This window comes from Ramlibacter paludis (genome assembly GCF_022012305.1).
GTDB lineage: Bacteria > Pseudomonadota > Gammaproteobacteria > Burkholderiales > Burkholderiaceae_C > Ramlibacter > Ramlibacter paludis.
Window position 1 is genome coordinate 925,972 of record NZ_JAKLTM010000001.1, and the last position, 23,451, is coordinate 949,422.

The 23,451-nt window shown below is 68.7% G+C and carries 31 protein-coding genes; 11 read left to right on the plus strand and 20 right to left on the minus strand.

Features of this window, described 5'->3' with window-relative positions; all coding sequences use genetic code 11:
• The first annotated feature begins 5 nt into the window (after positions 1-5).
• Positions 6-443 (plus strand): BON domain-containing protein, encoded by a 438-nt coding sequence (locus LZ009_RS04745; RefSeq protein ID WP_275696717.1) that lies wholly within the window; start codon positions 6-8, stop codon positions 441-443.
• On the opposite strand, the gene LZ009_RS04750 is transcribed toward LZ009_RS04745, so the two are convergent.
• The 6 genes from LZ009_RS04750 to LZ009_RS04775 form a co-directional block, all read right to left on the minus strand.
• Complete coding sequence (locus LZ009_RS04750; RefSeq protein WP_275696718.1) at positions 440-1,636, minus strand: zinc-binding metallopeptidase family protein; 1,197 nt, start codon at positions 1,634-1,636, stop codon at positions 440-442. The genes LZ009_RS04745 and LZ009_RS04750 overlap by 4 nt on opposite strands.
• Positions 1,637-1,730: 94 nt before the next feature.
• Positions 1,731-2,045, minus strand: a complete 315-nt coding sequence (locus LZ009_RS04755) for a BON domain-containing protein (protein WP_275696719.1) — start codon at positions 2,043-2,045, stop codon at positions 1,731-1,733.
• Positions 2,046-2,147: 102 nt separating this feature from the next.
• Positions 2,148-2,609: a hypothetical protein gene (locus LZ009_RS04760; RefSeq protein ID WP_275696720.1), complete on the minus strand. Its 462-nt coding sequence runs from the start codon at positions 2,607-2,609 to the stop codon at positions 2,148-2,150.
• Positions 2,606-2,977 carry a hypothetical protein gene (locus tag LZ009_RS04765; protein WP_275696721.1) on the minus strand — a complete coding sequence of 124 codons (372 nt, stop codon included), beginning with the start codon at positions 2,975-2,977 and terminating at the stop codon, positions 2,606-2,608. Before LZ009_RS04765 ends, LZ009_RS04760 begins: the two co-directional genes overlap by 4 nt.
• A gap of 11 nt (positions 2,978-2,988) precedes the next feature.
• Entirely contained in the window at positions 2,989-3,303 is a 315-nt protein-coding gene (locus tag LZ009_RS04770; protein WP_275696722.1) for a glycine zipper domain-containing protein, read from the minus strand.
• Positions 3,304-3,441: 138 nt separating this feature from the next.
• Positions 3,442-4,806 (minus strand): CHASE3 domain-containing protein, encoded by a 1,365-nt coding sequence (locus LZ009_RS04775; protein ID WP_275696723.1) that lies wholly within the window; start codon positions 4,804-4,806, stop codon positions 3,442-3,444.
• A gap of 112 nt (positions 4,807-4,918) precedes the next feature.
• Here LZ009_RS04775 and LZ009_RS04780 point away from each other — a divergent pair, with 112 nt between their 5' ends.
• The gene (locus tag LZ009_RS04780) at positions 4,919-5,551 is read left to right on the plus strand and encodes a response regulator (protein WP_275696724.1); all 633 of its coding nucleotides are present in this window, start codon (positions 4,919-4,921) and stop codon (positions 5,549-5,551) included.
• Position 5,552: 1 nt separating this feature from the next.
• On the opposite strand, the gene LZ009_RS04785 is transcribed toward LZ009_RS04780, so the two are convergent.
• Positions 5,553-5,933, minus strand: a complete 381-nt coding sequence (locus tag LZ009_RS04785) for a response regulator (protein ID WP_275696725.1) — start codon at positions 5,931-5,933, stop codon at positions 5,553-5,555.
• A gap of 162 nt (positions 5,934-6,095) precedes the next feature.
• Between LZ009_RS04785 and LZ009_RS04790 the strand changes: the two genes are divergently transcribed.
• Positions 6,096-6,242, plus strand: a complete 147-nt coding sequence (locus LZ009_RS04790; protein ID WP_275696726.1) for a hypothetical protein — start codon at positions 6,096-6,098, stop codon at positions 6,240-6,242.
• Here the strand turns inward: LZ009_RS04790 and LZ009_RS04795 are convergent.
• The 3 genes from LZ009_RS04795 to gpmA all read right to left on the minus strand — a co-directional run bounded on the left by LZ009_RS04795 (position 6,217) and on the right by gpmA (position 9,813).
• Positions 6,217-6,999, minus strand: coding sequence for a HesA/MoeB/ThiF family protein (locus tag LZ009_RS04795; protein WP_275696727.1), 783 nt, complete (start codon positions 6,997-6,999; stop codon positions 6,217-6,219). The two genes, LZ009_RS04790 and LZ009_RS04795, sit on opposite strands and share 26 nt — an antisense overlap.
• Before the next feature lie 481 nt (positions 7,000-7,480).
• Entirely contained in the window at positions 7,481-8,923 is a 1,443-nt protein-coding gene (locus LZ009_RS04800; protein WP_275696728.1) for a S41 family peptidase, read from the minus strand.
• 146 nt (positions 8,924-9,069) lie between these two features.
• Positions 9,070-9,813: a 2,3-diphosphoglycerate-dependent phosphoglycerate mutase gene (gene gpmA, locus LZ009_RS04805; protein WP_275696729.1), complete on the minus strand. Its 744-nt coding sequence runs from the start codon at positions 9,811-9,813 to the stop codon at positions 9,070-9,072.
• Positions 9,814-9,906: 93 nt separating this feature from the next.
• Here gpmA and LZ009_RS04810 point away from each other — a divergent pair, with 93 nt between their 5' ends.
• The 5 genes from LZ009_RS04810 (at position 9,907) to LZ009_RS04830 (ending at position 12,909) form a co-directional block, all read left to right on the plus strand.
• A complete protein-coding gene (locus tag LZ009_RS04810) occupies positions 9,907-10,314 on the plus strand; it encodes a rhodanese-like domain-containing protein (RefSeq protein WP_275697116.1) in 408 nt (135 codons plus the stop codon).
• Between the two features lie 20 nt (positions 10,315-10,334).
• Positions 10,335-10,601, plus strand: coding sequence for a glutaredoxin 3 (gene grxC / locus LZ009_RS04815; protein WP_275696730.1), 267 nt, complete (start codon positions 10,335-10,337; stop codon positions 10,599-10,601).
• Positions 10,602-10,723: 122 nt separating this feature from the next.
• On the plus strand, positions 10,724-11,188 hold the full coding sequence (gene secB / locus LZ009_RS04820; protein WP_275696731.1) for a protein-export chaperone SecB: 465 nt from the start codon (positions 10,724-10,726) through the stop codon (positions 11,186-11,188).
• Positions 11,189-11,198: 10 nt separating this feature from the next.
• Positions 11,199-12,191 carry an NAD(P)H-dependent glycerol-3-phosphate dehydrogenase gene (locus LZ009_RS04825; RefSeq protein ID WP_275696732.1) on the plus strand — a complete coding sequence of 331 codons (993 nt, stop codon included), beginning with the start codon at positions 11,199-11,201 and terminating at the stop codon, positions 12,189-12,191.
• Between the two features lie 67 nt (positions 12,192-12,258).
• Positions 12,259-12,909: a hypothetical protein gene (locus LZ009_RS04830; protein WP_275696733.1), complete on the plus strand. Its 651-nt coding sequence runs from the start codon at positions 12,259-12,261 to the stop codon at positions 12,907-12,909.
• A 35-nt stretch (positions 12,910-12,944) separates the two neighbouring features.
• Here the strand turns inward: LZ009_RS04830 and LZ009_RS04835 are convergent, their stop codons facing one another.
• Entirely contained in the window at positions 12,945-13,265 is a 321-nt protein-coding gene (locus LZ009_RS04835; RefSeq protein ID WP_275696734.1) for a thioredoxin family protein, read from the minus strand.
• A 70-nt stretch (positions 13,266-13,335) separates the two neighbouring features.
• Positions 13,336-13,734 (minus strand): PaaI family thioesterase, encoded by a 399-nt coding sequence (locus LZ009_RS04840; RefSeq protein ID WP_275696735.1) that lies wholly within the window; start codon positions 13,732-13,734, stop codon positions 13,336-13,338.
• Between the two features lie 70 nt (positions 13,735-13,804).
• On the opposite strand from LZ009_RS04840, the gene nadC reads away from it, so the two are divergent.
• Together nadC and nadA are read left to right on the plus strand one after the other, a co-directional pair.
• On the plus strand, positions 13,805-14,668 hold the full coding sequence (gene nadC / locus LZ009_RS04845) for a carboxylating nicotinate-nucleotide diphosphorylase (RefSeq protein WP_275696736.1): 864 nt from the start codon (positions 13,805-13,807) through the stop codon (positions 14,666-14,668).
• The gene (gene nadA, locus LZ009_RS04850; RefSeq protein WP_275696737.1) at positions 14,665-15,783 is read left to right on the plus strand and encodes a quinolinate synthase NadA; all 1,119 of its coding nucleotides are present in this window, start codon (positions 14,665-14,667) and stop codon (positions 15,781-15,783) included. The genes nadC and nadA overlap by 4 nt, the downstream gene beginning before the upstream one ends.
• Before the next feature lie 13 nt (positions 15,784-15,796).
• On the opposite strand, the gene LZ009_RS04855 is transcribed toward nadA, so the two are convergent.
• Positions 15,797-16,498: a hypothetical protein gene (locus LZ009_RS04855; protein ID WP_275696738.1), complete on the minus strand. Its 702-nt coding sequence runs from the start codon at positions 16,496-16,498 to the stop codon at positions 15,797-15,799.
• Positions 16,499-16,590: 92 nt separating this feature from the next.
• Between LZ009_RS04855 and LZ009_RS04860 the strand changes: the two genes are divergently transcribed.
• Positions 16,591-16,956: a hypothetical protein gene (locus LZ009_RS04860; protein ID WP_275696739.1), complete on the plus strand. Its 366-nt coding sequence runs from the start codon at positions 16,591-16,593 to the stop codon at positions 16,954-16,956.
• On the opposite strand, the gene nadB is transcribed toward LZ009_RS04860, so the two are convergent.
• From nadB to LZ009_RS04895, 7 genes are all read right to left on the minus strand, one after another.
• Complete coding sequence (gene nadB, locus LZ009_RS04865) at positions 16,953-18,527, minus strand: L-aspartate oxidase (RefSeq protein ID WP_275696740.1); 1,575 nt, start codon at positions 18,525-18,527, stop codon at positions 16,953-16,955. The genes LZ009_RS04860 and nadB overlap by 4 nt on opposite strands.
• A gap of 28 nt (positions 18,528-18,555) precedes the next feature.
• The gene (locus tag LZ009_RS04870; RefSeq protein ID WP_275696741.1) at positions 18,556-19,413 is read right to left on the minus strand and encodes a segregation and condensation protein A; all 858 of its coding nucleotides are present in this window, start codon (positions 19,411-19,413) and stop codon (positions 18,556-18,558) included.
• 15 nt (positions 19,414-19,428) lie between these two features.
• Positions 19,429-19,656, minus strand: a complete 228-nt coding sequence (locus tag LZ009_RS04875) for a DUF3460 family protein (RefSeq protein WP_275696742.1) — start codon at positions 19,654-19,656, stop codon at positions 19,429-19,431.
• A 9-nt stretch (positions 19,657-19,665) separates the two neighbouring features.
• Entirely contained in the window at positions 19,666-21,222 is a 1,557-nt protein-coding gene (locus LZ009_RS04880; protein ID WP_430300199.1) for a SulP family inorganic anion transporter, read from the minus strand.
• A gap of 146 nt (positions 21,223-21,368) precedes the next feature.
• The gene (locus LZ009_RS04885) at positions 21,369-21,563 is read right to left on the minus strand and encodes a hypothetical protein (RefSeq protein WP_275696744.1); all 195 of its coding nucleotides are present in this window, start codon (positions 21,561-21,563) and stop codon (positions 21,369-21,371) included.
• Positions 21,564-21,606: 43 nt separating this feature from the next.
• Entirely contained in the window at positions 21,607-23,106 is a 1,500-nt protein-coding gene (locus LZ009_RS04890) for a tetratricopeptide repeat protein (protein ID WP_275696745.1), read from the minus strand.
• Positions 23,103-23,444, minus strand: a complete 342-nt coding sequence (locus tag LZ009_RS04895) for a hypothetical protein (RefSeq protein ID WP_275696746.1) — start codon at positions 23,442-23,444, stop codon at positions 23,103-23,105. Before LZ009_RS04895 ends, LZ009_RS04890 begins: the two co-directional genes overlap by 4 nt.
• Between the last annotated feature and the right edge of the window lie 7 nt (positions 23,445-23,451).

Sequence of the window (23,451 nt, forward strand, 5' to 3'; positions counted from 1 at the left end):
AAGTCATGAACTACAAAGGAATCGGCCGCGCAGCGGCCCTCGCATCTTCGTTGGCGGTGCTGCTGGCGCTGGGCGCCTGCGGTGACCGCGTGGAGGAAAGCGCGCCGGCCAGCCAGGCCAGCGTGGAAATCAACCGCCAGGGCATGGAAGGCGCCAAGGAAGAAAGCGCCGCGGTTGGCGTCGAGAACCCCAACACCGCCGCCATGGGCGCGGCGCCGGCGCCAGTCGCCGATGACCCCGATATCAAACTGGCTGCGGAAGTGAAGTCCTCGCTGGCCGCCGACCCCGATTTCACGGCGATGAAGATCGACGTGCATTCGGACGACGGCGTGGTCACGCTGATCGGCCGCGCGCCGGACCCGGCCGCGCGCGAGCGCGCCTCGCAGATCGCGCGCAACGTGCGCGAAGTGAAGTCCGTCGAGAACCAGCTGACGCTGGGTTAATTTTCCGGCGGCGCCGCCGCCGGCTCCTGCTTGCTCTGCTCCGCCACGGTTCGCGCCGCGGCGGCGCTTTGCGCGGCGGGCGCCTTGGCCAGGCGCGGCGCCGGCAGCCGGGGATTGGCGCGCGATGCGCCGATCACGTCGTGCACGTAGCGCAGCTTGTTCAAGGCACCGGGCGACAGCGCGAAGGGATAGGCATCTTCCTGGCCCAGGCTGCGGTTGAGGCTGTTCACCAGCAGCGTGAGCGGCACCCACTGCTCCACCAGCATGTCGAATTCGGGCGCGCCGGTCTCCAGCGGGTTGATCACGTCGTCGAGCTCCACGCCTTGCCCGGGGATGCTCACGCGCGTGTTGTAGGCCGCCGCGGTTTCCAGCAGGTCCACCATGTGCAGGTAGTGGGCCCAGGTCTCGGCCCAGTCCTCCCACGGGTGTGCCGATGCATACGCGCTCACGAAGTTGTCCTGCCAGTCGGCGACGGTGCCGCCGCGGCCGTAGTGGGCCTGCAGGGCCTGGCCGTAGTCGACGCGCTCGTCGCCGAACACTTCGCGGAAGGCCTCGACGCGGCCGCCTTCATCGATCAGGCGGTCCCAGTAGTAATGGCCCGACTCGTGGCGGAAGTGCCCGAGCAGGGTGCGATAGGGCTCGCGCATTTCGACCTTGCGGCGCACGCGCTCCGCGTCGTCGGCCTCGGCCACGTTGAGCGTGATGAGGCCTTGCGAGTGGCCGGTCATCACCTGCTGGCCCGGGAGGTCGGCGAGGAATTCGAAGACGGGGCCGTCGGCCGCACCGTTCGGCGGCGTCGGCGTCAAGAGGCCCAGCTTGGCCAGGGTGTAGAAGAGGCGGCGCTTGGCCGACTCGAGCCGGTACCAGCGCTCGGTGTTCCCCGGCTGCGACAGGTCGGGCAGCACGCGGGTGAGGCGGCAGGCCGCGCACAGCGCATTTGGATCGTCTGCCGGCACGGCGAAGTTGCACGCGTTCTGCGTGGTCGCGTTCTGGCACAGGCGGTACTGGCCGACCGCGGGCTTGCGGTCTCCTCGCACGCGCGGGCGCCACAGGCCGTCATGCCCGGGCACCGGCTCCAGTGCGGCGATGTTGAGGCGGTCCGGCAGGAAGGCGAGCTGGCTGCCGCAGCGCAGGCACTGCACGTTCTCGAAGAAGACGGCCTGGCCGCAGTGCTGGCAATGGAAGGTCTTCATGGGCGGCGCCCTTCGTTGGAAAAAAGAAAGGGCAGGCGGCCTCTGGACGCCTGCCCTCGCAGGAGGCGGCCAGGCCGCCTCCGTCGCCGGCTGGTTACGGACGCACCAGCAGGTTGTTGTGCACTTCGCGCACGCCCTTGGTGTTGCGGGCGATGGCGCCGGCCTGGTCCTTTTCCATCTGCGACTTGGCGAAGCCGCCCAGCGAGACCGTGCCGTTCAGCGTGTCGACGTTGATCGACAGGCCGCCGGTGTTCTTGTCTTCCAGCAGCTTGGTCTTCACCGCGGCGGTGATCGTCTTGTCGTCGACATAGTTGCCGACCGATTCCTGGCCGCGCCAGACGGCGCAGCCGCTGGAGATCAGGGTGATGCCGGTCATGACGGCGAGAGTGATGGCGCGAACGTGTTTCATGGAGTTGTCCTTCCCTTGTAGGTCTTTCGGTGCGTACTTTCCGGATAGCTCCCCGGGTGGCCGCACCAACACCACCCGGCTTGCGTTTCAATCATTCGCCGCTCAAGGCGGCGGTTCCGCGTCCTGGCGGAAATCGGCGGCCGACATCGCCGCCATCAACAGGCTCGACAGCTGCGACGACTTCAGCACCGCAACCGCCAGCGTCCCCAGCGAGATCAGCTTCCACGGCCGCGCGAGCGTCAGCGCCGCGCCGGCGGCCGCCGAAATCGCCAGCAGCTGCACCGGCCTGCGCTGGGCATAGCTGCGCATCAGCGGCGACGCCAGGTCGACGACCATGTGCGCCGGGTGGTAGCGCCACCAGGTGCGCACCGCGCGCCGCATGTGGCCGAACCAGCCTTCGCCGTAGTCGCGCGGATCGTCTTCTTCCTCGCCCGCGGCATAGGCGTAGCCCGCATCCGTGCCGGCCGCGTCTTCCTCGTGCGGGTCGTGGCGCCGCTGGCGCCGCGCCATGTGCGCGAGGATCGCTTGCCGGCTTGCCGCCAGTTTGTCGGCTGCCTCGCTCACGAACGGGCCCCGATCGCGCGCAGCGCCTGCGCGTCGGCATCGAGCTGCGCCTTCAGTTCGGTGAAGGCCTTCTCCGGCAGGCGCTCGCGCGCCACCAGGAAGCCCGCCACCGCCACGCCCAGCGCGATCGCCGGCGAGACCACCAGCATCCAGTGGAAGCCGTGGATGGCGCCCAGCATGGTGGCCACGCCCGCCAGGATCAGGAAGACGAGCAGGCCGAACAGCGCCACGCCCCAGGCGATCGCCCGCTTGGCGACCTCGAGTCCCACGGAGGAAGCTTCCTCGCGCATCAGGGCCGCGTAGCCGGCGATGTGTTGCATCACCAGCTCCGGCTTGCTGACCAGGACCGAGAAGATCGGATGCAGCATGGCGCCTGTTCTCAGAAGTACTTGTCGTTCATCTCGCGGCGATGGCGCATGGCCAGCACCAGGCCGGCGACGGCGGCGCCGACGGCGGCGGCGATCAGCGCGGACTTCAGCGGGTTGTCGGCGACGTAGCGGCCGCCGGTGCGGGCGTACTCGCTGACGTAGCCGCGGGCGGCGGCGGCGCGATCCGACACGGCGCTCATGCCGCGGCTGGCAGCGTCCTGCGCGCTCGAACGCATCTCGCGCACGGTGTGGCTGGCGCGCTCCAGCGCTTCGCTGGCAAGGCGGCGGGTGTTTTCGAGCGTCTGGTTCGAAGTTTCGATGGTCATTTCAGCGAGTCCTCTCTTGGTGGGGATAGAAGCCCGGGCAGGGGCATGCAACCGGGTCAAGCTTAGGCATTCCCGCTGGGCTAAAGATCGGTTCCCGGCCTGACCGGATGTAGGAGGATGCCGACAGCCGCGCGGGTGTCAGGCGGGCTGGGCGGCGGCAACCTTCGGCAACACGGCGTGGACACGCGTGCCGCTGCCCGGCCGTGACGCCACGGTGAGCTTGCCGCCGGCCGCCTCCACCCGGTGGCGCATGCCGGCGATGCCGTGCGTCGAGGGGCGCTGCGCCTGCGCATCGAAGCCGCGGCCGTCGTCCTTGATCGCCACCTCGATGTGGTTGCTGTAGTTGTGAAGACTGATGTCGACCTGCCGGGCCTCGGCGTACTTGCCGACGTTGGTGAGGGACTCCTGCACCAGCCGGTAGACGGTGAGCTGGCTGGCTTCGTCGAGCTCGACCGATTCGAGGCTGGCCGCGATCTCGATGCCGGAGCGCTCCGAGAACTCGCGCGCCAGGATCTCCAGCGCCGCCGTCAGCCCCAGGTTGGCCAGCGAGGAGGGCCGCAGGTCTTCGATGATGCGGCGCTTCAGGGCGATGCCGCTGTTCAGCGTTTCGACCAGATGCTGCAGGCGCGTCACCACCTCCGGTGATTGCTCCCCCAGCTTCGACTTCAGGCGGGCCACGTCCAGCTTGGCCGCGGTGAGCAGCGCGCCCAGTTCGTCGTGCAGCTCCCGCGCCAGGTGGCCGCGCTCTTCCTCGCGCACCACCTGCAGGTGCGTTGCCAGCTGCGCGAGCGACGCGGTGCGCTCCCGCACCTGGCGCTCGAGCTGGTCGCGCTCCTGCTGCAGCGCGGCCTGCTGCTGCTCGTCCTTGAGTTTCAGCCGCGTGCTCTGCCGCAAGTAGAGATAGAAGGCGAGCAGGGCGGCGGCGGCCACGAGGGCGATGCCGATGCGCGCCAGCCGCAGCGACTTCTCCACCTGGCGCTGCGAGGCCTCCATGCCGGCCGTGGCGCCCTGGATCAGCCGGGCCGCCTGCTCGCGGATGGCGTCCATGTGCTCCTTGCCGATGTCGGTGTTGAGCACGAACTTCCAGGCGTCCTCGTTGCCCTGCTTGCGCAGGCGCAATGACATGTCCAGCTCGGCCAGCTTGCGCTGGACGTTGCGGGTAAGCTGGGCCAGCGTCGCCGACTCCGGGCTGCCCGGCGCGTAGTCGTTGCGCAGGTTGTCCAGGTTCTGGCTGATCTCGGCCACGGCCGCGTTATAGGGCTCCAGGTAGCGCGGGTCGCCGGTCAGCAGGTAGCCGCGGGTGCCGGTCTCGGCGTCCAGGACGTGCTGCAGCAGGCGATTGACGGCGTTGCGGGTGCGGGTGTATTCGTCGATCCTATACAGGGCGTCGGTCGACTGGACATATCCGGTTTCATTGATGCCGATGAGCACCGCAGCGGCCAGCAGCGCGAGGATCAGCCCGACAGCAGCGCGCGGTAATGCGAAAGATGCCGGCAGTTTCACCCTAAAACCTCAACCTTGTGAATAAAATCCGCGCACGTCATGACTCAAGGGTAGGCCATTTCGATCCTGAAGTGGGGCACAATGAAACACAGCTTGACGTAGAAGGTGAAGCATGATCAAAGTCGGCATTGTTGATGACCACGCAATCGTGCGGTCGGGCCTCAAACAGTTTTTCAGCGAGCAAGTCGACCTGCGGGTCGTTGGGGAAGCAGCGAGCGGACGCGAGGCCATCGACCTCGTGCGCGTCACCGAGATGGACGTCCTGGTGATGGACCTGTCCATGCCCGGCCAGAGCGGCATCGACGCGCTGGGCATGATCCGCGCGAAGGCGCCGGATGTCGGCATCCTCATCCTGTCGGGCTATCCGGAAGAGCACTACGCGATGAACCTGATTCGCCAGGGCGCGAGCGGGTACCTGAACAAGGAATGCGAGCCGATGGAGATCGTCAACGCGATCCGCACCATCGCGCTGGGCCGCCGCTACATCTCCCCGGCCGTCGCCGAACTGCTGGCGCAGCAACTGAACCGCAAGGAAGGCGGCGCGCCGCACGAGCAGCTGTCCGAGCGTGAGTTCCAGGTCTTCCTGAAACTGGCCAAGGGCGAGACCGCCGGCGACATCGCGAAGGCGCTGTCCCTGTCGGTGAAGACGGTGAGCACGTACCGCACGCGCCTGATGGAGAAGATGAACCTCTCCTCCAACAGCGACCTCACGTACTACGCGCTGAAGAACAAGCTGATCGACTGATCTACCGCCTCGGCTCGCCCAGGGCCAGGCAGTAGTCGACCAGCAGTTCGATCTCGTTGGACTTGTCGAAGACGGCATCCGCGCCGAGCTGCGCGCAGCGCTCGCGCATGTCGGCCGTCGCATAGTTGCTGAGCACCACCACGCGCTGGCTTCGGCCGCGCCGGCTGCAAGCTTCCAGCACCCCCAGCCCGCTGCCTTGCTTGAGGAACAGGTCGACGATGGCCAGGTCCCAGCGATCGCCATGGTGCGCGAGCCACTCGCGCGCATCGCGCTCGGTTTCCGACCAGCCCAGCGATTGCACCGACGCGAGCTCCTCGAGGGTCCCGATCAGGTTCTCGCGGATGGTCGCGTTGTCTTCGACGATGTAGGTTCTCAGTTGCACCGGCAGTGCCGCTCTTCCCTCTGGCGCGGGCCATTGTGCCAGCGGCCCCCGGGGCCGGGGGTAGGAAGTGTCCTACGGTGCGGAATGTAGGTCGCTGACTACAGCCAGCCCGGCCGCAAGCCGACTGGAGCCCGTGATGCACTGCGGCAAACTCGCCGCATCATGAAGTTGTTCGTCCAGTCCTCGATGGTCTTCTTCGGCACGCTGCTCGCCGCCGCGCTTGTCGCCCTGGGTCAGCCGGCTTCGGCCGAAGTGCAGATGGTGCCCCCCGACGCGATGATCGTCAGCCTGCTGCAGCTGGCCGAATAGGCGCCGCAGGGCGGTCCCGGCACACGGGACACGCCGCATTGCGCGGCACCTTCAGTTCGTTCCATTCCATGCTGCGGCCGTCCAGCATCTGCAGGCGGCCCGCCAGCGAAGATCCCACTCCCACAAGCAGGCGCAGGGCTTCCGAAGCCTGCATCGCGCCGATGATGCCCACCAGCGGCGCGAACACGCCCATGGTGGCGCAGCGTTCCTCCTCCAGCGCCTGGTCCGGCGGGAACACGCAGGCGTAGCACGGGCTCTTTGCATCGCGCGGGTCGTAGACGCTGATCTGCCCGTCGAAGCGGATCGCCGCGCCGGCCACCAGCGGCTTGCCGTGGCGGAAGCAGGCCTTGTTGATCGCCTGCCGCGTCTTGAAGTTGTCGCTGCAGTCGATGACGACGTCCGTGCCTTGCACCAGTTCATCGAGTTCCTGTGCATCGGCGCGCAGCACCAGGGGCTTCACCACCACGTCGGGATTGATCGCGGCAATCGCCGCGCGCGCCGACTCCGCCTTCGGATGGCCGATGCGGTCCTGCGTGTGCGCGATCTGGCGCTGCAGGTTGGTGAGGTCCACCGCATCGTTGTCGACGAGCGTGATGCGGCCCACGCCCGCGGTGCCGAGATAGAGCACCACGGGCGAGCCGAGGCCGCCGGCGCCGATCACGAGCGCATGGGCCTCCAGCAGCTTCTGCTGGCCCTCGACGCCGATCTCGTCCAGCAGCAGGTGGCGGGAGTAGCGAAGCAGTTGCTCGTCGGTCATGCGTGGATTGTGCGATAGCCCCCGATGTCATTCCCGCGAAGGCGGGAATCCGGGGCGCCCAAAGTGCAGGGATACGGCCAACTGCCCAACGTCGCGGCGGGCGGTGCGCGGTGCGGGCCCGCATCAAGGGGCAGTCGCCTGAAAGGCCGGTCCCGCCGGCGGAGCGCGGCTACGAGAGCGCGCCAGCGCGCATCGAGCCGCGCGTATGTTTCATGCTGACGAGGCACCTGTTTGAGTGGAGTTCCTGGCCGCGCAGCGGACAGGAACTCAACGAGTTGTGCCTCGCGACGCCGGCGGGACCGGCCTTTCAGGGGAGTCGGCGCGCGAAGCCGCCGACCGACGCCCCAGCGGGCCTGCACCGCGCACCGCCCGCCGCGACGCACCCCGGACGCCAAAAAAAAAGCGGCCCGCGGGCCGCTTTCCTGGGTCCCCGCCTGCGCGGGGATGACGTCGGGGGCGGCGCTGCGCGCCGCGTCCGGTGTCAGTTCTCCTTCTTCTCCAGCTTGTTCTCCACGACCTGCGTCTTGGAGACGGCCACCGGGCGGCCCTTGAACTGGTTCAGGGCTTGCACCAGCTGGAAGTCCTTGTCGCTGCCGAATTCGGGCGGCAGCTTGCGGTCGTTCGGGCCCTTCTTGGCTTCTTCCTCGGCACGCTTGCGCGCATCCTCACGGGCCTTCTCGCGCGCCGCATCCTTCACTTCGGCGCCCTGGCCGCTTTGCAGGTGCTTGTCGAGGTCGGCTTCGCGGGTGCGCAGCGCGGCGAACAGGTTGCCCTCTTCGGTTTCGTCCACCATGACGTCGGGCACGATGCCCTTGGCCTGGATGGAACGGCCGCTCGGCGTGTAGTAGCGCGCCGTGGTCAGCTTCAGTCCGGTGTCCGGACCCAGCGGGCGCACCGTCTGCACGGAGCCCTTGCCGAAGGTCTGGCTGCCCAGGATGGTGGCGCGGTGGTGGTCCTGCAGGGCGCCGGCCACGATCTCGGAAGCCGAGGCGGAGCCTTCGTTCACCAGCACGATCAGCGGCACGGTCTTCAGCTGCGCCGGCAGGTTGCGCAGCGGATCGGCGCCGGCGCGGCGCTGGTAGAACTCCGGCGCGGCCTTGTACGTGAACTTGCTTTCCGGCAGCTGGCCGTTGGTGGACACCACGCTGACGTTCTCCGGCAGGAAGGCCGCGGAGATCGCGACGGCCGCATCCAGCAGGCCGCCCGGGTCGTTGCGCAGGTCCAGCACCAGGCCCTTCATGTTCGGCTCGGCCTTGTACAGCTCCTGCACCTTGCGCGCGAAGTCGTCGACGGTGCGCTCCTGGAACTGCGACAGGCGGATCCAGCCGTAGCCCGGCTCGATGACCTTGCCCTTGACCGACACGGTCTTGATTTCCTCGCGGGTGATCGTCACCGGGAAGGTGCGGTTCTCGTCCTTGCGGTAGATCGTGAGCGAGACCTTGGTGTTCGGCTCGCCGCGCATGCGCTTGACGGCGTCGGACAGGCTCAGGCCCTTGACCGCGGTGTCGTCGATCTTGGTGATCAGGTCGCCGGTCTTCAGGCCGGCGCGGAAGGCGGGCGAGCCCTCGATCGGGGACACGACCTTGACCAGGCCGTCTTCCTGCGAGATCTCGATGCCGACGCCGACGAAGCGGCCCGACGTGCCTTCGCGGAATTCCTTGAAGGACTTCTTGTCGAAGTATTGCGAGTGGGGGTCGAGGCTGGCGACCATGCCGGAGATGGCGTCGGTGATCAGCTTCTTCTCGTCGACCGGCTCCACGTAGTCGGTCTTGACCATGCTGAAGACGGCGGCGAGCTGCTGCAGTTCTTCCAGCGGAAGCGGAGCCAGGGAGCCGCGCGCGACGGTCTGCAGCGACACGGTGGTAAGCGCTCCGGCAATCGCGCCTACGGAAATCCAGCCGGCAATCTTCAGTTTGTGGCTCATGGGGGGGGTCCAGGGTCCTCTCGTCTTCAATATACACCTGAGAAGGTAATCAGACGTCTTTACCCGAGTGGGGTTCCCCCGCCCGTGCTTGCGGCATGTGAAAAAAACGAGGATTTACGCAGGAACTGTCCTACGTAAAGCCTCGGTTAAGCGCGGCCCTGGTTGGCGACCGCCGCAGCCGCCTTGGCCGCCGCTTCTGCGTCGCCCAGGTAGTAGTGGCGAATCGGCTTCAGGTTGGCGTCGAGTTCGTAGACCAGCGGGATGCCGTTGGGGATGTTGAGGCCGACGATGTCCTGGTCGGACACGTCGTCCAGGTACTTGACCAGCGCCCGGATCGAATTGCCGTGCGCCGCCACCAGCACGCGCTTGCCCGCCTTGATCGCGGGCGCCATGGACTCGTTCCAGAACGGGAGCACGCGGGCCACCGTGTCCTTCAGGCATTCGGTCAGCGGGACCTCGCCCGGCTTCAGCTTCGCGTAGCGGATGTCGCCGCGCTCGCTGCGCGGATCGTTCGGATCCAGCGCCGGCGGCGGGGTGTCGTAGCTGCGGCGCCAGACCAGCACCTGGTCGTCGCCGTACTTCTTGGCGGTCTCGGCCTTGTTCAGGCCCTGCAGCGCACCATAGTGGCGCTCGTTCAGGCGCCACGAATGCACCACCGGCAGCCAGGTGCGGTCCATCTCGTCCAGCACGTGCCACAGGGTGCGGGTGGCGCGCTTCAGCACGCTGGTGTAGCAGAGGTCGAAGTCCCAGCCTTCGGCCTTCAGCAGCTTGCCGGACTGGATCGCCTGCGCCAGCCCGGTGGGCGTCAGGTCGACGTCGGTCCAGCCGGTGAAACGGTTTTCCAGGTTCCAGGTCGATTCGCCGTGGCGGATCAGGACGAGCTTGTGCATGGCAGGACGAAAGGTGAGGGGAAACCCGGCATTCTAGAATTGCGGGTTGCCCGCAGCCTCGCGGGCCCAGAAAGAAAGCTTGGAATGAATCTGTTGCCGTTCTTGATGCACAACTGGTCGCTGGTGCTGATTGCCGTGGTTTCCGGCGGCCTGCTGATGTGGCCCGCCATCGCCAAGGGCGCGCGCGGCGGCCTGTCGCCCAATGGTGCCGTGCAGCTGATCAACCGCGAGAAGGCGGTGGTGGTCGACGTCTGCGAGAGCGAGGAGTTTGCCGCCGGCCACGTCGCCGGCGCCCGCAACATCCCGCTGAACCAGCTGGAGCAGCGCCTGCCCGAGGTGGTGAAGAACAAGACCGTGCCGCTGGTGCTGGTGTGCCAGACCGGCGGCCGCGCGCAGCGCGCCCTGGGCATCGCCAAAACCCTGGGCTACGACAAGGCCGTCGTGCTCGGCGGCGGCATGAGCGCCTGGAAAGAGGCTAACCTGCCCCTGGAAAAAGCCTGAAACACCCCCATCTAACGCACATGCAGCACGTCAAGATGTACACCACCGCGGTTTGCCCTTATTGCATCCGCGCCAAGCAGATCCTCAAGGCCAAGGGGGTCGCCACCATCGAGGAAGTCCGCATCGACATGGAGCCGGATGAGCGCATGAAGATGATGGAAATCACGGGCCGCCGCACGGTGCCGCAGATCTTCATCGGCGACACCCACGTCGGCGGCTGCGACGACCTGATCGCCCTGGACGGCCGCGGCGGTCTGGTGCCGCTGCTCAACGGCCAGGCCGCCTGAGCCACGCCGCCGGACAGGCGGCTCCAGCCGGCGAGCGATAATCGCCGGCTGCACCGAGACACCGCCCGCCCGGAGCAATACCGGCGGGCATTTTTATTGATTCGCACCGAAAGGCATCCGCCATGGCCGACAACAACGAACCCGTTTTCCAGATCCAGCGCGTCTACATGAAGGAAGCTTCGCTGGAGCAGCCGAATTCGCCCGCCATCCTGCTGGAGCAGGAACAGCCGTCCGTGGACATCCAGCTGGGCGTGGAAGCGCAGCAGGCCGCCGAGGGCATGTACGAAGTGGCCGTGTCGGCCACCGTCACCACCAAGATCAAGGACAAGACGGTGTTCCTGGTCGAAGTGAAGCAGGCCGGCATCTTCGAGATCCGCAACGTGCCCGCCGAACAGCTGCAGGCCATCATGGGCATCGCCTGCCCGCAGATCGTCTACCCCTACCTGCGCGCCAACGTGTCCGACGTGGTCACCCGCGCCGGCTTCCCGCCCGTGCACCTGGCCGAGATCAACTTCCAGGCCATGTACGAGCAGCAGCAGGCCCAGCTGCAGCAGGGCCAGCCCTCGCCGATCATCACCACGGCCTGAGGCGCGAGCCATGGACATCCTCGTGCTCGGGGCCGGCGCCTGGGGCACGGCGCTGGCCATCAGCGCGGGGGAGCGGCACCGCGTGACTTTGTGGGCGCGCGATGCCGCGCAGGCCGCGGCCATCGCGGCCGCGGGCGAGAACCGCAAGTACCTGCCAGGCTTCCGCCTGCCTGCCGGCGTCCACGTCGAAGCCGGCCCGGCCAGCGGCCTGTCCGCGCTGGCGGCGCGCCATCACCTCGTGATCGTCGCTTCGCCGATGGCGGGCCTGCGCGAGCTGCTCACGCATCTCGCCGCATGCGGCCGGCCCGTCGCCTGGCTGTGCAAGGGCTTCGAAACACCCACCGGCTTGCTGGGCCACGAGATCCGCGCCGAAGTCGCGCCCGGCCTGGCCGGCGGCGCCCTGAGCGGACCCAGCTTCGCGCAGGAAGTGGCGCGCGGGCAGCCGAGCGCCCTGGTCGCGGCGAGCGAGTCGCCCGAAGTGCGTGATGCGCTGGTGGCGGCTTTCCACGGTCCTTCGATGCGCATTTATGCCAACGACGACCTCGCCGGCGTGGAAGTGGGCGGCGCCGTGAAGAACGTGCTGGCCATTGCCACCGGCCTGTGCGACGGCCTGGCCTTGGGCCTGAACGCGCGCGCCGCGCTGATCACGCGCGGCCTGGCGGAGATGACGCGGCTGGCGATCGCACTCGGCGGCCGCGCGGAAACGAGCATGGGCCTCTCGGGCCTGGGCGACCTGGTGCTGACGGCCACCGGCGACCTGAGCCGCAATCGCCGGGTGGGCCTGCTGCTGGCCGAAGGCCGCACCTTGCAGCAGGCGGTGGACTCGCTGGGCCACGTCGCCGAAGGCGTGTACTGCGCACGCACCGTGGTCGAACGTGCCACCCGCCTGGGCATCGAGATGCCGATCGCGAGCGCCGCGGTGGCCTTGCTGGATGGCCGGCTGAAACCCGCCGAGGCCGTCGCGGCACTGATGGGTCGCGGCCCCGCCGCCGAAAGTTCCTAAGGATCTTCCCTCAACTGCGCGCGGTTGGGCCGCGCTAGTGTCGGGGCCCCAACAACAAGGAGCCCCCATGGCCCGCCTTCCGCTCGTTCTCTCGCTCGCCGGCATCGCGCTCGTGCTGGGCGCCTGCTCGACCTTCCTGCCGGGCATGTCCGGCATGGGCTTCTTCGTCACCAGCGCCAATCCCGGCAAGGGCGCGGACTTCGGCGGCATCGCCGGCGCGGACCGCTACTGCCAGACGCTCGCCGACGGCGTGGGCCAGGGGCGCAAGACCTGGCGTGCCTATCTCAGCACCACCGGCGCGGGCGGCGTGAACGCGCGCGACCGCATCGGCGCCGGGCCGTGGAGCAACGCCAAGGGCCAGCTCATTGCCAGCAACGTGAATGAGCTGCATGGCGCGAACGGCCTGACCAAGCAGTCGGCGCTGACCGAAAGGGGCGAGATGGTGATGGGCCGCGGCGACGCGGTGAACCTGCACGACATCCTGACCGGCTCCGGCCCCGACGGCCGCGCCATGCCCGGCACGGCGGACACCACCTGCGGCAACTGGACAAAGAGCGGCGAGGGCTCGGCGATCGTCGGCCACCACGACCGCCAGGGCCTGCGCGACGACGAACCGTCGAAGTCGTGGAACTCCTCGCATCCGACGCGCGGCTGCGGGATGGAGGCGCTGAAGTCTACGGGGGGCGGCGGGCTGCTGTATTGCTTCGCCGCGAACTGAGCCTGGTCCGGTGGGGTCGCTGTCGCGAACCCGCCTTACGCAGTGATCTTCTCGAGGGATTCCTCGATTTCCCGCTGGCTCCCGGGCCGCACGACCCGGGCCACTTCCTGCCCATCCTTCAGGAAGACCATCGTCGGCCACAGCTTGACGCGGTAGCTGCGTCCCAGCGGCCGGCCCGGTCCATCTTCGACCTTGAGGTGGCGCACGTCCGGATGCGACTGGAAAGCGCCGGCGATCAGCGGCTGCGCGCCGCGGCACCAGCCGCACCATCCGGTGCCGAACTCGAGGACGGTGGCTCCGGCCAGGGCGTCCACTTCGGCACGGGTGGGCTCCTTCTCGGCATAGCTCGTATTCATGGCGCCATTGTCGGGCGAAGCCGGAATCCGCGCCGTCAGCGCCCGGCGTTCGCCCCTGTAGTCGCCGGCTCTAGTCCAGCACCAGCTGCGTCTGCGTCACCACCGAGCAGAGCTTGCCCGCTTCGTTGCGCAAGCTCGTCTGCCAGACCATGGTCGTGCGACCGCGGTGCAGCGCCACGCATTCGGCGCTGACGGTGGTGTTCACCGCCGCGCCGCCGATGAACTTGGTGCTGGAGTCGGTGGTGGTCGTGCGTTTGCCCGGCGGCAGGTTCAGCACGGTGCCGACGGCACCCAGCGTGTCGGCAAAGGCCATGTGGGCGCCGCCGTGCAGGATGCCCCCGGCCGTGCACAGGTCGGGGCGCACCAGCATCGTGGCGGTCACGCGCGTGGGCGTCGCCTCGGTGAGGCGCACGCCCATCAGGCCGGGGAACAGCGGTTCCAGCAATTGGTGGAGTTGAGCCAGGTCCATGGGCAGGATGGTGCCGCGATCTTCACACCTGCGCCAGCGCCGGGTCTGCTGAGCCGCTATGCTTCCGGCTATGAGCGCAGTGTTTGATTTCTCCCCCGCCGCCATCGCGGAACTCGCGCGCGCCGACGCCGCGCGGGCGCTGGCCGAGGACGTGGGCGCCGGCGACCTGACCGCCGGCCTCGTCGATCCCGCCCGCCGCGCGGTGGCGCGCGTGCTGGCCCGCGAAAGCGCCGTCATCTGCGGCGCGCCCTGGGCCGAGGCTGCCTTTGCCCAGGTCGACCCCGGCCTGAAGGTGCGCTGGCTCGTGCCCGAAGGCTCGCGTTGCCAGGCGGACCAGGTGGTGCTGGAGGTCGAAGGCGCGGCGCGCTCGCTGCTGACCGCGGAACGCACGGCGCTCAATTTCCTGCAGCTGCTGAGCGCCGTCGCGACCAAGACCGCCACCTACGTGGAAGCGGTGCGCGGAACCCGGGCGCAGATCGTCGACACGCGCAAGACGCTGCCCGGCCTGCGGCTGGCGCAGAAGTACGCGGTGAAGACCGGCGGCGGCACCAACCACCGCATCGGCCTCTACGATGCGGTGCTGATCAAGGAAAACCACATCGCCGCGGCCGGCGGCGTCACCGCGGTCCTGCGCCAGGCGCGCGACGTGGCCGCGCGCGCGACCTTCGTCGAGATCGAGGTCGAGCGCCTCGACCAGTTGCAGGAGGCGCTGGACAACGGCGCCCGCATGGTCCTCCTGGACAACATGGACCTGCCGATGCTGCGCGAGGCGGTCCGCATCAACGCGGGCCGCGCGATCCTGGAGATCTCCGGCGGCGTCACGCTGGAAAAGCTGCGCGCCCTGGCCGAGACCGGCGTCGACCGCATCTCGATCGGCACCCTCACCAAAGACATCAAGGCGACGGACTTCTCGATGCGCCTGAAGGAACTATGAGCGCCGTCATCCCCATCAAGGAAGTCGAGTACGAGCACCCGCTGCCCGGGAACACGTGCGACACCAAGCACACCTGGGCGCGCGTGCCGGTCGAGCCGACGCCGGCGGAGCGCACGCGGCTGAAGGAGCGCATCAAGGAACTGCTGAAGGCGCGCAACGCGGTGATGGTGTCGCACTACTACGTGCACCCGGACCTGCAGGACCTGGCCGAGGAAACCGGCGGCATCGTCAGCGATTCGCTGGAGATGGCGCGCTTCGGGCGCGACCACGCGGCCCAGACCCTCGTCGTGTCGGGCGTCAAGTTCATGGGCGAGACGGCCAAGATCCTGTCGCCGGAAAAGCGCGTGCTGATGCCGGACCTGGATGCGACCTGCTCGCTCGACCTGGGCTGTCCCGCCGACGAATTCGACGCGTTCTGCAATCAGCATCCCGATCGCACGGTCGTCGTCTACGCCAACACCAGCGCCGCGGTGAAGGCGCGTTCGGACTGGCTCGTCACCTCCAGCTGCGCGCTGGACATCGTGCGCGCGCTCAAGGACAAGGGCCACAAGGTGCTGTGGGCGCCCGACAAGCACCTGGGCAGCTACATCCAGCGCGAGACCGGTGCGGACATGGTGTTCTGGAACGGCTCGTGCATCGTGCACGACGAGTTCAAGGCCTTCGAGCTGGAGGCGCTGAAGAAGCAGTACCCGCGCGCCAAGGTGCTGGTGCACCCGGAGTCGCCGGCCGACGTGATCGCGCTGGCCGATGCCGTGGGTTCGACGTCGGGGATCCTCAAGGCGGCGAAGGAACTGGACGCGCCGGAGTTCATCGTCGCGACCGACAACGGCATGATGCACAAGCTGCGCACGCTGAACCCGGGCAAGGTGTTCATCGAGGCACCGACGGCGGGCAACAGCGCCACCTGCAAGAGCTGCGCGCATTGCCCGTGGATGGCGATGAACGGCCTCGCGGGTCTGGCCCACGTGCTGGAAACCGGCGCGAACGAAGTGTTCGTCGACCCCGCGATCGGCGTGCGGGCGAAGCTGCCGATCGACCGGATGCTGGCCTTCACCGCGGCGTTGAAGTCGGGGCAGCCGGCGGGCGCGCTGGTGCCGAACATCGGCGCGGCCTGAGGCGATCAGCGCCTCACGGCGCCGTGCCCAGCCGCGCCAGCAAGGCTTTCGTCTCGACGTCCAGCGCCAGGATCGACGGATTGGTGATCACGCCGATGCCCAGCGCGTCGAGGCCTTCCACCATGTCGCACTTGAAGGCGGCATCGGCCTGTTTCAGGCATTCCATCACGCCGCGCTTCGGGCCCGTCTTGAAGCGCGCCGGGTGGAAGGCGTAGACGAGGTTGTCGGGATGGCGGGGGTACACCGTGCGCTGCAGCAGGTCGGCGGGGTACTTGCCGGCGGTCATGGTCTTGATGACGTAGGCCATGCGCGGGCTCAGTTCCGGCAAGGGTTCGCGCGTCTCGTAGTGGAAGGCGCCATGCAGGCCGACCATCGTCTCGCCGATCGGCCGCCCGTCGCTGAAGGAGCGCTCCACGCCGCCCAGGAAGATCAGTCCGCAGGCCGACTCGCACTTGCCGGAGACCGCGGTCGACAGGCCTTCCGAGCGCACCCAGTTGGCGATCTGGTAGCCGTTGAAGAGGTCACCGCCCGGGCTTTCGTGCAGCAGCACCAGCTTGTAGTGCGCGCCCGCCATGTGGTTGCGCAGCCGCACGAGATCGTTGCCATCGAGCGCGCCGGACAGCACCAGCGTCTCGCCGACGGCGTTGAATTCCATCGCGCGCGCGGCGGGGGCCGCCAGCACGGAGGCGCACAGGAGCAGGGCGGGCCAACGCATGCCCCCAAGTTGCCACAAAGCCGCGGCTTTGCGAAGAGGGATTTTGGGAAAGTGTGGCGCCCGCCCGTAGCCGGTCGCTATGCTGTGGCGCCATGACGACCCTGAACCCGCCCGAGGATGCGACCGCCGAATACATCCCGTTCGGCGACTTCCGCGCGGGGCTGCCGCATGGGCGCTTCCACGTGATCGTCAATCCGGCCCTGGCCTATCCCTTCGTCGTACGACGCATGAACGCGATGCCGGTGGGCGTGGCGATTGCGGGCGTGGGCGTGGCATGCGCGCTCTCCGGCTACCTCGCCACCGGCGCGGTGCTGGTCGCCCTGGCCGTGCTGCTGCGGCAGTGGCTCAAGCGGCGGGCGCCGCACGTGCTGCTGCAGCTGGCGAGCCGGCTGCCGGAAACCTACGACGCGGCGACCGCGGAAGGCGTGATGGAAGTGCGCCGCCGCCCAGGCTCCTAGGCCGGCGTCAGCGTCGTCGGCACCGCCACCGGCGCCATCTGCGGATAGTCGCGGCTGAAGTGCAGGCCGCGGCTTTCGTGGCGCGACTGCGCCGAGCGCACGATCAGGTCGGCCACCGTCACCAGGTTGCGCAGTTCCAGCAAGTCGCGCGTGACGTGGAAGGCGCCGTAGAACTCCTGGATCTCGCCTTGCAGCAGCTTGATGCGATGCGCGGCGCGGTCCAGGCGCTTGTTGGTCCGGACGATGCCGACGTAGTCCCACATGAAGCGGCGCAGCTCGTCCCAGTTGTGCGAGATGACGACGGTTTCGTCGGCGTCGGTCACGCGGCTGTCGTCCCACGCGGGCAGCCCGGGCGGCGCGGCCTGCGGCGTCGCCACGATGTCGGTGGCCGCGGAGCGCGCGAACACCATGCACTCCACCAGCGAATTGCTGGCCAGCCGGTTGGCGCCGTGCAGGCCGGTGTAGGTGGTCTCGCCGATCGCGTGCAGGCCCGCGATGTCGGTGCGGCCCTTCAGGTCGGTGTGGACGCCGCCGCAGGTGTAGTGCGCGGCGGGCACGACAGGGATCGGCTGGCGCGTGATGTCGATGCCCAGGTCGAGGCAGCGCGCGTAGATGTTGGGGAAGTGTTCCTTGATGAACTCGGGCGGCTTGTCCGAGATGTCCAGCAGCACGCAGTCGAGACCGTGCTTCTTCATCTCGAAGTCGATCGCGCGCGCCACCACGTCGCGCGGCGCCAGTTCCAGCCGCGGGTCGTGGTTGGGCATGAAGCGCGTGCCGTCCGGCAGCAGCAGCCGCCCGCCTTCGCCGCGCACCGCTTCCGTGATCAGGAAGTTCTTCACGTGCGGGTGGTACAGGCAGGTCGGGTGGAACTGGATGAACTCCATGTTCGTCACGCGGCAGCCGGCGCGCCAGGCCACGGCGATGCCGTCGCCGGTGGCGGTGTCGGGGTTGGTCGTGTACAGGTAGACCTTGCCGGCGCCGCCCGTGGCCAGGATGGTGTGCGGCGCGCGGAAGGTCTCGACGCGGTCGGTGGTCTCGTCCAGCGCGTACAGGCCCAGGCAGCGGTTCGGGCCGGCGAGGCCCTGCTTGGCGGAGGTGATCAGGTCTACCAGCATGTGGTGCTCCAGCACCGTGATGTTGGGCGTCTGCCGCACCTTCTGGATCAGCGTCTGCTGCACGGCCGCGCCCGTGGCGTCCGTCACGTGCACGATGCGGCGCGCGCTGTGGCCGCCCTCGCGCGTCAGGTGCAGGTGGCCGTCCTCCAGCGAGAAAGGCACGCCCAGCTCGCGCAGCCAGGCCACGCTCTCGGGCGCGTGTTCCACCACGAAGCGGGTCGCTTCCGGGTCCGAGAGACCGGCGCCGGCAATCAGCGTGTCGTCGACGTGCGACTCGAAGCTGTCGCTGCGGTCCATCACGGCGGCGATGCCGCCCTGGGCCCAGCCGCTGGAGCCGTCGCTCATGGCGCGCTTGGTGAGCACCGCCACGCGGTGGGTGGGCGCCAGGTGCAGGGCGGCGGACAGGCCGGCGAGGCCGCTGCCGACGATCAGGACGTCGAAGTCGCGAGAGTTCAAGGGGCCTCCGGGGGCGGGAGCTTGGGGGTCAGGCCGGCTGGTAGGCAAGCCGCACGTAGATGGGAGCGTAGGCTTCGGCCTGGGTCAGCTCGATCAGCGTTTCCTTGGCCAGTTCCAGGGTGGCGATGAAGGTGACGATCAGCACGGGCACGCCCTTGCTCGGGTCGAACAGGTCCTCGAAGCCGACGAACTTGCGGCCCTGCAGCTTCTTCAGGACCATGCTCATGTGCTCGCGCACCGACAGCTCCTCGCGGCTGATCTTGTGGTGCTGGATCAGTTTCGCGCGGCGCAGGATGTCGCGCCAGGCTTCCTGCAGGTCGTTGATGTCGACGTCGGGAAAGCGCGGCTGCAGCGACTGCTCGATGTAGACCTGGGCGCGCAGCACGTCGCGTCCCAGCTGCGGCATCTCGTTGAGGTGGAAGGCCGCGGCCTTCATCTGCTCGTATTCCAGCAGGCGCCGCACCAGCTCGGCCCGCGGGTCCTCGGCTTCCTCGCCCTCCGCCGTCTTCTTGGGCGGCAGCAGCATGCGCGACTTGATCTCGATCAGCATCGCCGCCATCAGCAGGTATTCGGCGGCCAGCTCCAGGTTGCGCGTGCGGATCTCGTCGACGTACACCAGGTACTGGCGCGTCACCGCCGCCATCGGGATGTCGAGGATGTTGAAGTTCTGCTTGCGGATCAGGTACAGCAGCAGGTCCAGCGGCCCTTCGAAGGCCTCGAGGAAGACTTCCAGCGCGTCCGGCGGGATGTACAGGTCCTGCGGCATGGCGAACAGCGGCTCGCCGTACAGGCGGGCCAGCGCCACCTGGTCGACGACCCCGGGCAGGCCGGTGACTTCGTCGTCCGGCGCCGCGGCGGGCAGGACGGTGTCGCTGCTGCTGTCCATGGAAAGCGCCGCGCCCTAGCGGGAGTGGCGCGGGTCGTCGCCGTACACGTAGGGCTTCTGCGGCACCTTGGCGGCCTTCCACTCGGCAATCGCCTCGCGGTCCAGGTGCTTGTCCCACCAGATCGACCGGCCGGCGCGCTGCTGCGCCTCGAGGTCCGGCTTGTCGGCCTTCATCTGCTCGATAAACTGGGTCACGTCGGACTGGTAATCGGGCCGGCGGAAGATGCGTTGGAACAGGGACATGGGGGCATTTTACCGGTCGGCCTCCAGGCCGGCCCGTTCCAGCACCTCCCGGGGCTGGTCCTGCAGGTTTTCCAGGCGCAAGGCGCCGTCGCGCAGGGTGACCGCCCGGTGCAGCTGGCGCAGGGCGTCCAGGCCGGAGGTGTCCAGGTGGACCAGCTGCAGCGCGTCCAGCACCACCTCCGGCCGGTCGGGGCCGGTTTCCACCGCCTGCACCACCTCGTCGATGCGGGCGGCGGCGCCGAAGAACAGCGATCCGTACAGGCGGTAGCGCAGCAGCGCGCCTTCCCGCGCCACCAGTTCCACCCGGAACAGGGACCCCATCTTCTGGATGAAGAGGATGCAGGCCGTGGCCAGTCCCACCTCCACGGCCACGGTGAGGTCGAACACCACCGTCAAGGCGAAGGTGCCCAGCATCAACACCCGGTAGTGCAGGCTGTAGCGGCGCATGTGGGCGAAGGCGCGCCACTCGCCCATGTTCCAGGCGGTGAAGAGCAGGATGCCCGCCAGCACGGACAGCGGCACGAGGAGGGCCAGCGGTGCAGCCGCAAGCACGATCGCCGCCAGCGTCACGGCATGGACCAGGCCGGCCACCGGCGAGGTGGCGCCGGCGCGGATGTTGGTGACCGTGCGGGCGATGGTGCCGGTGGCCGGCATGCCGCCGAAGAAGGGCACCACGAAATTGGCGACGCCCTGCGCCATCAGCTCCTGGTTGGGATCGTGGCGCGGCTGCTTCGAGAGCTGGTCGGCCACGCGGGCGCACAGCAGCGATTCGATCGCGCCCAGCAGCGCGATGGTGACGGTCGGCGTCACCAGCAGCTTGGCGGTCTCCCAGCTGAAATCGGGCAGGGCGAAGGCGGGCAGGCCGCGCGGGATGTCGCCGAAGCGGCTGCCGACGGTCTCCACCGGCAGCTGCAGCAGCGACGCCAGCGCGGTAAGCGCGACCAGCGCCACCACCGCGCCCGGCACGCGCCAGCGCCGCGGCCACAGGAACAGGCCGCCGAAGCAGGCCGCGCCGAGCAGGAAAGCCGCGGGATTGAAGGTGTCGAGATGCAGCGCCAGGGTCTTCAGCTGGGTGAAGAAGTCCGCCGGCATGCGTTCCACCCGCAGCCCCAGCCAGTCCTTCAGCTGCGAGACGGCGATCAGCACCGCGATGCCGTTGGTGAAGCCGGTGACGATGCTGACCGGCACGTAGCGCACCAGGCGTCCCAGCCCCAGCAGGCCCAGCGTGAACAGCAGCACGCCGGCGCCGGCTGTGGCGATCATGAGGTTGGCCAGGCCGTAGCGCTCCAGGATGCCGTAGACGATGACGATGAAGGCGCCGGCGGGCCCGCCGATCTGCACGCTGGAGCCGCCCAGCAGCGACACCAGCGCGCCGGCGATGATCGCCGTCCACAGGCCGGCCTCGGGCTTGAGCCCGGAGGCGATGGCGAAGGCCATGGCCAGCGGCAGGGCGACCACGCCCACGGTGAGGCCCGCGCCGAAGTCGTGGGCGAAGCGGCGGCCGTCGTAGCCGCGCAAGGCGTCCAGCAGCCGTGGACGGAAGGCGAATCTTGGAAGCAAATGGATCTCCGGTAGCGGACGGAACGAAGACGTTCAGTGCGCGACCGGAGGGCCGCAGTGCAGCAGCCGGGTGATGAAGCGCCTGCGGCGCGAAAGCGGCAGGATCGCCGGGAGGGCCATGCGGGCAGTCTACGCCCGCGCCGTGCCGGTGGCTACTTGTCGCTCGAAGGCAGCACGGCGTCGGCGGCCATGCCGACCGCCTTGCCGGTGATCTTGGCGGTGCCCACCGCCGCATCGACGGCCAGCGAACCCGCGGTAGCCGCGACACCGACGGCCGCGCCGGCGACAGTGATCACGGTGCAGCCGCCCAGTGCGAAGGCGGCGGCGAGAACGAGGAGGTACTTCATGGCGGTCCCGATTCTAGGGAGGGCGTGTAAACCGATGGCAAAGTCAGGTCCCGACCACCAGCGCCGGCGGCGGCAGCTTCTCGTCCGGCCGGAATTCGTTGCGGCAGCGCGGGTCGCGGTCGATGTCGCCGCTCGCCGCGTTGGGGTTCGTGTTGATCTCGATCGGGCGGCGTTCCTCGTGCAGCCACACGCACCAGGTGCGGTAGTTCAGGCGGTTCATGGCAGGGAACACGTTGGTCTCCCCCGCCTGCCGCCGCCGCTCGGCGCTTTCAAGCTCCGGGCGCCAATCGAACTCGGAGACCAGGCCCACGGTCATGTACTGGATGACCTTGTCGCCGCGCGTGCGGCGGTACACGTCCAGCGCCGTGTCGACGGCTTCCTGGCGCGTGGCCGCCGCATAGCCGGCATACGTGCCGCGCACGCCGGGCGAATTCGGCTGGTAGGCGACGGCGACCGCCATCCAGCCGAAGCCGATCTCCAGCAGCGGCGGATTGCCGGCGCAGTACTCGCCGGAGTAGCACCGGTAGTACTGGTCGTGGAAGGCGTAGACCGTCCTGGCGATCTGGGTGGCCTGTTCGCGCGAGCGCGCGACGATCCAGCGGCCCGATTCGTGGCCCAGCCAGTCCACGCCGAAGGCGTACAGGGTGGCCGGCTTCACCTGCTCGTAGCCCTTGGGCGCGAGCAGGCGCGGATGCACCTGCGCCAGGCCCGCCGGCGCCGGCCGCGCGCGAGCGGCTGCCTGCGGCGTCGGCTGGGGGGCGGGGCCGACTTGCTGCGCCATCGCCTGGCGCAGCTGCTCCAGCTCGCGGCGCGTGTCGGCCACTTCGGACGGCCGGCTCGCCGCCGATTGCTGGAAAAGCTCGAGGGCCCGCACGCCGGCGGCCTCGGCTCTGGCAAAGGCGCCCTGGCCTCGAAGGGAAGCCACCAGCAACCTTTGCACGCGGGCCTCGTCCAGAGCGGCGATGCCGCCACGGAGCTGCCTGGCGTAGATCGAGGCCGCGCGCTGGAGGAGCGAAGTGGCGCGGGCGAAATCCCCCTTCATGACCAGGCCGGTGGCCACACTTTTCATGCTGGTGGCGAGAAAAGGATCGTCCGGGCTCAGGATCTTCTCCCGGATGGCCAGCATGCGTTCCCACATTCCCACCGCGCTCAGGTAATTGCCGCGGTTGTAAAGCAGGACCGCCAGCCGATCGAGTTCGCTTGCGAGGTCGGGGCCGTACCGGCCCTGCCCCCTCTCGAAGAGGGCCACCGCCGTCGCATGCGCGGACGCCGCCTCGTCCAGGCGGCCCTGGGCCGTCAGGATTTGGGCGATCAGCGAATGGCACCCTGCGGTCGACAGCGACTCGGCGCCGGTCTCGCGTTCGGCTGCGCGCAGCGCCTGCTGCGCGAGGTCGAAGGTGACCTCGTCGTAGATGCCGTTGCTGAAGCGCGAGGCGGCCTGGCTCCATAGCGCGCGCCACTGCGAAGCCTGCGCCTGCACTACCGCGGGTTGGGCCGCCAGCAGGAGCGCGGCAGCGCCCAGGGTCCAGGACGTTCGATTCATCCAGTCCTTCCAAAGCGGGGTTTTACCTTCAGCCGCACGACGAAATCCGCCGGCGGAACGGGGTCGAGGAGGCGCCCGGCCACCCGGGCCGCGTAGGCTGCGGCACTGCGCCAGGCCTCGGCGTCGCTGGCATCGGCCGGATCGGCGCAAGGCGCGCGGGTGCGCTCTTCGTGTTCGGAGGCCAGGAAGCACTTCACCAGGGCGTCGGCGCCGCCGAACCTCGCTTCCAGCAGCACCGCGAAGGTGTGGCTCGCGATCACCCGCCATTCGGGCTCGGAAGTCCGGCCCCAGACGTCGACGTCGTAGGGGCGGTCGGCGAGGTCGGTGAGTTCGAGCACCTCGGCA